Here is a 5139-nt window from a genome sequence, read left to right as displayed (position 1 = left end):
CCGGACACTGTTTGTTGGCAAGTGTTATCGCTAATCTGGGTGTCATGACACACCCCCAACGCCGCACTGCGATCTACTGCCGTGTCTCCAGAGACGACCGCCGCACAGGTCGCTCCGTTGAAGAGCAGGAGCACGAGTGCAGAGCTCAGGTCGCTCTCCACAGAGACTGGCGGCTCGCCTCCACCGGAGGCAGTGACGGTGTTCCTGGGGTGTGGACAGACAACGCTCGCTCCGCGTCAAAGTACGCCAAGAAGGACCGTCCCGACTGGGAAAACCTGCTTTCCAGCATCCGGGCTGGCCTCATTGACGTGCTCGTGGTGTGGGAACCTTCGCGCGCTACCCGCGACCGGCAGGTGTGGGCGGCACTCGCCGCCGTATGCGAAGAACATGATGTCCTCATCGCTGCGTCCGGTCAGGTGTACGACCTGTCAGATCCCGACCAGGCGTTCCAGCTCGACCTGTTCTTCTCGCTGGGTGTGCGCGAGTCCGGGGTCACGCGGAAGCGGATCCTGCGCACGGTCCGTGCCCAGGCCGCCAAGGGGCGCCCTCACGGCAAACTCCCCTACGGGTACAAGCGCGAGTACGACCCCGACACCGGCGTCCTGCTCCGCCAGATCATCCGAGAGGACCAGGCAAAGATCGTCCGCGAAATCGCTCGCCGCGTGCTAGCCGGGGAGCCAACCCTGTCGATCGTCAGCGACCTCAACGACCGAGGCGTACCTGCGCCACGTGGTGCACTCTGGCAATCTGGGCCAGCCAAGGAACTGATCATCAACCCGCGGTACGTCGGCGACAGGGTGCATCAAGGAAAAGTGGTGGGCAAAGCGGACTGGCCTGCGATTTTGGATCGTGAAACCCATCTGGCAGTGGTGTCCAAGCTCACGAGCAACCCGAGTAACCGCCGCGACTCGAATGTGAAGCATCTGCTGTCAGGCATCATCATCTGCGATGTATGCGGGGGAGAGATGCAGGTCAACCATGGTCAGGGTTATCCGACGTATGTGTGCATGGGGGTGGCCCGAACTTCCCACAGTGGGAAGGGCTGGCTTGGGCACGTGTCGCGTCGGATCTCTCGCGTGGAGCCAGATGTGGAGGCGGTGATAGTGGCTCGTCTGGCGCGCCCTGATCTTGCCGACCTGTTGGCAGTTCGCGACAACCGGGACGAGGCTCAAATGCAGGAGATGCGGGACGAGTTGGCGGCTGCACGCGCGCAGTTGGAGGAGGCACGGGACGCGGCTGCAAAGAGGAAGTTGTCGGTGATGTCGCTGGCCTCATTGGAGGCCGCGCTGCTCCCGGAGATTCAGGACCTGGAGGAGCGGCTTCGGGTGGTGCGCCTGCCACCGGTGGTGGGGGAGTTGGCAGCCCCGGATATGGACGTGGTTAAGGAGAAGTGGGATGAGTTGCCGTTGCTCACGAAGCGGCTGGTGATCCGCACGCTCACGAAGGAGATCCGCATCAAGCGGGGGGGTAAGGGGCGGAGAAACTACACGATGGCAGAGTCGATGTCGGTGACGTGGGCGTAGACATGACAAGGCCCCGGTGGGGAAGGCCGGGGCTTGTAGCGGGGTGAGTGTGTCGTCCCGGGGGAAGCGCGGGACGGCGGTCGAGGGTTAGCTGTAGTCGATTCCTGGGGCTCGGAGAACGAACGGGATGTACCAGGGCTCGATCGGCCAGCCCATGATCTCGTCGGGGATGTTCTCGGCGCCGGGTGATGCCCTGAATCGGGCGAGTGCCTCTTCGTCCTCCCCGAGGTAGGGGATAGCCCAGCTCGGGTACTCGTCGCCGTAGAGCTGGCCGTTGACGTCTCGGGCGACGTCAAGGACATCGGATCGCGTTTGGACTCGGACGAACGTGGCGTGGGGCCGTCGGGTGATGGCGGCGACCCCGTTGCCGGATCGTGGGACCTCCCCGATGATCAGAAACACTGGTCGGATGATGGGACTTGCGATGTGCCTTGCGGCGTGCAACTTGCTCCCCCCTCTTCAACCGTTCGACGCCCCCTTGCGTCGATGTGGTTGAAGTTTGAAGGTTACGCTACTGTGATCTGCGTCACAAGAGATACGGTTGTCCCGAAAAGGTAAAAACCCTGCGCCACCATTAAAGCGGTGCAGGGTGTTGCTTGTGCGATGGAAGCTCCCTAAACCCATCAGGTGCGTGACCTCCTCCGCTCCATCTCGCGCACGAGCGCGCTGTGGGAGACATGCAACCGGCGTAGATCATCGATGACCTGCTCCGGAGTCTCGCCAGGCAGGAACTCGTACTCGACGTGGAACCGCGGGTCTTTGGCGTCCGCGAGCCGGTAGATCCTCCCGGTCGGGGTGTCGCGCCACATGAGGAGTTCGCCGTCCTCTACGGCTCCTTCGGGGCCGGTGATCTCGCCGTCCCAGGCCCGGTACGCCGTTTGCGGGTCGGCGCCCTGGGCTTCGGCAGCGTTGGCTTCCTCCTCCATCTTGCGGAGGCCGCCTGGTGGGAGCTGTAGGGCGCGTTCGAGGCGGGCGACGGTGAAGTCGTCGACGGCGTCGGTGCCGTGGAGGCGGACGCGGCGGAGGGTCTCGGCTGCCATGTCGTCGGCTGCTGCGAGGACGTCCTTCCAGCGAAGGTTCTTCTTGATGCGGTGCGCGTTCATGGCGCGCTCGAGTGGGGTTCGATTGCTCATGGACTCCAACATATTCCAACTTCTTCTCACTTAGTAGTGCCTAACCTCTGCCGGCTTGGTGCACCCACAGTTACCTGCGCGGACCCAAGAAACTACTTAGAGTTACATGAAAGAAGTTGGAAGAACTTCTGCCGATAGCTTCTCTTCAGTGCTCGCAAGTGCTAACTTCTTCTCATGAGCCAACTCCGATTCAACCGCGAGAAGGCACGACAGCGCCGGATCACGGTCGGCCTCAGCGTCGAACAGGTAGCCGCTCACGTGGGCAAATCGCCCAAAACCGTCTATGCCTACGAAGGTCCACGCGACGTAGGACCCCCGCCGCCTATCCGGCGCGACATGGAGAAGCTCTACGGCCTCGACGCCGGGGAACTTCTCATCGTTGCTAGCGAGGGTGCGGGAGAGGACGACGCAGCGTGACCGAACGCCAGAAGACGCCAGCTCGGCGCACCCACGAGGACATACAGCGTGAAGCCGTCGAGTGCGCAGCTCAGGCGCGGCTGGCAACCGATGAGCTCCGAGACCGCATCCGCCTGATTCTCGACGCGCACCACGCAGGCGAGACCTGCCAGGCCGACGCCGCCTGACACGAAAGACGCCCCCGCCCGGACGGCCATCCGGGACGAGGGCTAAGGCCCCACTGAACCTCTACGAAAGGACTGGAGCCATGAACCACCGTACCCCGCCCCGGGAGATCACCCTCCCGCCCGCGGCAGCCACCACGATCCGCCGTGTCGACGGGCTTCCCGTGCTCGTCGTCACCGACCCCGACACCGGTACCGAGCAGGTCATCCGGTTCGCCGGCGACCCCGCCGACGCGAAGGCCACCGCGGACTCGCTGTCCTCGGCCGCCCTGTACGCGTCCATGAGCCTCGACGAGCTCGACCGCCACCGCGACTACTTCGAGGAGGTCGTCCGATGACCTCCCACATGCTGCACCACCTGAACTCCGACGACGACAGCGGTTTCGAGCGGGCCATGACCCAGCTCGACACCGACGGCCTAGAGGTGCGACCCGCTGAGCGTGCCGCCCTTGCGCGGGCGCACGGGTTCGGTGACCTCACCCCGCTGCTCGCGCTGATCCACCGGGCGATGGACACCGGTACCACGGTCGAGCAGATCCGGTACCGGCGTCGTGTGGAGGAGATGCGCCGCCCCGCCTCGCACCGTGCCACGTACCGGGCTGAGGAGAACCACCCGCCCGCTGAGCGGTGGCGTGTGTCCGAGGACGGCACGTCCTTCTACCACCCGGCGTGCGGCAAGACGTACTCGGGCGGCATCGACAGCGTGGACACCCACGAGCGCGCCGCTGATCACCACAACCGCACCTGCGAGGAGGTGCGTCGTGGCTGAGCACGTGTCGTTCGTGGACTACCTCGCCCAGGTGTACGACCACCTGGCCACCGCAAAGGCCATGTATGAGCGGATGCTGGCCGCTGACACCGACACCGAGGACGTGCGCGCGGAACTGTCCGCTGCGATGGGGCTCGCGGGTGTGGCGTTGGCGCGCGGGTCGGCGCAGGACAACCAGGACGCGGTGGCCTTGTCCCGGGCGTCGCGTCACGACATGGACCCGTTCCAGGCGGAGTTCGACGTGGACCTGCTCGCCGCGATCGCCGCGGACGTGGACGCGGGGTTGGGAGCGCCGGGTGAGGCCGAGGTGGGCGAGCCGGACCGTGACGCCCGCTGTATGCGGGACGTGGCCGCCGCTGAGGGTGACCTGCTCGCGGGTGACTCCTTGTGGTGGGAGACCAGCGAGGCGGAGGACCGGCAGGGCCGGTACGACACCGACCACTGGCCGTTCCCCGTCGACATCGACCCGGATGAGGAGAAGCCGTGGTGACCCCTGACGAGGACACCGCCTACGGGCCACTCATGCGCGAGCACGACGCCACCCAGCACGACCTGATGACCGGCCCCACCGACGAGGAGACCGAGCAGTGAGCGACACCCAGACCCCCGGCTTGATCCACACCAAGCTCATCGACCTCATGACCACCGTCGGCCCCATCGGCAAGGACGACACCAACACACACCACCGGTACCAGTTCCGTGGCATCGACGCCGTCATGAAGCACGTCCACGCAGCTCAGATCAAGGTCGGTGTGACGATCCTGCCGACCGTCCTTTCCCGCACCACCAGTGTCAACGGGAAGATGCGATCCACCGAGCTGGAGGTCCGCTACCGCTTCACGGCGATCGAGGACGGCTCGTACACCGACATCGTCGTGTGGGGCGAGGCCGCTGACGCACAGGACAAGTCCACCAGCAAAGCCATGTCGATGGCGCTCAAGTACGGGCTGGTCCAGGCGCTCATGATCCCCACCGAGGACATCGACGACGGCGACACCGACTCGCCGGTCGTGGACCGCTCCCAGCCCGCGCCGCGCCGCGAAGCGCCCCCCACCCCGGAGGAGCGTGAGTTCGTCGACCAGGTCACCGGCCTCATCGCCGCAGCGAACAGCACCGAGGAACTGAACCGGCTG

9 protein-coding genes are annotated in these 5139 nt (G+C 65.3%); 7 read left to right on the top strand and 2 right to left on the bottom strand.

Going from position 1 to position 5139, the window contains the following annotated elements; genetic code table 11:
- Positions 1 to 44 precede the first annotated feature (44 nt).
- Positions 45 to 1523, top strand: coding sequence for a recombinase family protein (locus D471_RS0111055; RefSeq protein WP_083924189.1), 1479 nt, complete (start codon positions 45 to 47; stop codon positions 1521 to 1523).
- An 87-nt stretch (positions 1524 to 1610) separates the two neighbouring features.
- Here the strand turns inward: D471_RS0111055 and D471_RS0111050 are convergent, their stop codons facing one another.
- Together D471_RS0111050 and D471_RS0111045 are read right to left on the bottom strand one after the other, a co-directional pair.
- Positions 1611 to 1925, bottom strand: coding sequence for a hypothetical protein (locus D471_RS0111050; RefSeq protein ID WP_017598681.1), 315 nt, complete (start codon positions 1923 to 1925; stop codon positions 1611 to 1613).
- Between the two features lie 221 nt (positions 1926 to 2146).
- Positions 2147 to 2656, bottom strand: coding sequence for a hypothetical protein (locus D471_RS0111045; protein WP_206538930.1), 510 nt, complete (start codon positions 2654 to 2656; stop codon positions 2147 to 2149).
- 174 nt (positions 2657 to 2830) lie between these two features.
- On the opposite strand from D471_RS0111045, the gene D471_RS39420 reads away from it, so the two are divergent.
- From D471_RS39420 to D471_RS37615, 6 genes are all read left to right on the top strand, one after another.
- Positions 2831 to 3073: a helix-turn-helix domain-containing protein gene (locus D471_RS39420; protein ID WP_152486271.1), complete on the top strand. Its 243-nt coding sequence runs from the start codon at positions 2831 to 2833 to the stop codon at positions 3071 to 3073.
- A complete protein-coding gene (locus tag D471_RS40120) occupies positions 3070 to 3240 on the top strand; it encodes a hypothetical protein (RefSeq protein WP_017598679.1) in 171 nt (56 codons plus the stop codon). The genes D471_RS39420 and D471_RS40120 overlap by 4 nt, the downstream gene beginning before the upstream one ends.
- A gap of 80 nt (positions 3241 to 3320) precedes the next feature.
- On the top strand, positions 3321 to 3575 hold the full coding sequence (locus D471_RS0111030) for a hypothetical protein (protein ID WP_017598678.1): 255 nt from the start codon (positions 3321 to 3323) through the stop codon (positions 3573 to 3575).
- Complete coding sequence (locus D471_RS0111025) at positions 3572 to 4006, top strand: hypothetical protein (protein WP_017598677.1); 435 nt, start codon at positions 3572 to 3574, stop codon at positions 4004 to 4006. Before D471_RS0111030 ends, D471_RS0111025 begins: the two co-directional genes overlap by 4 nt.
- Entirely contained in the window at positions 3999 to 4496 is a 498-nt protein-coding gene (locus D471_RS0111020; RefSeq protein WP_017598676.1) for a hypothetical protein, read from the top strand. The genes D471_RS0111025 and D471_RS0111020 overlap by 8 nt, the downstream gene beginning before the upstream one ends.
- 97 nt (positions 4497 to 4593) lie before the next feature.
- Positions 4594 to 5139 (top strand): ERF family protein (locus D471_RS37615; RefSeq protein ID WP_017598674.1); only part of this gene is annotated, 546 nt, incomplete at its 3' end.

Source organism: Nocardiopsis lucentensis DSM 44048 (assembly GCF_000341125.1).
GTDB classification, from domain to species: domain Bacteria; phylum Actinomycetota; class Actinomycetes; order Streptosporangiales; family Streptosporangiaceae; genus Nocardiopsis; species Nocardiopsis lucentensis.
The sequence above is the reverse complement of the archived record's forward strand: the minus strand, read 5'-3'. Positions and strand labels throughout refer to the sequence as shown.

Coding starts and splice junctions, on each gene's coding strand:
- D471_RS0111025 (WP_017598677.1), top strand. CDS start 3,572: ATGACCTCCCACATGCTGCACCACCTGAACTCCGACGACGACAGCGGT.
- D471_RS0111055 (WP_083924189.1), top strand. CDS start 45: ATGACACACCCCCAACGCCGCACTGCGATCTACTGCCGTGTCTCCAGA.
- D471_RS0111045 (WP_206538930.1), bottom strand. CDS start 2,656: ATGAGCAATCGAACCCCACTCGAGCGCGCCATGAACGCGCACCGCATC.
- D471_RS39420 (WP_152486271.1), top strand. CDS start 2,831: ATGAGCCAACTCCGATTCAACCGCGAGAAGGCACGACAGCGCCGGATC.
- D471_RS0111030 (WP_017598678.1), top strand. CDS start 3,321: ATGAACCACCGTACCCCGCCCCGGGAGATCACCCTCCCGCCCGCGGCA.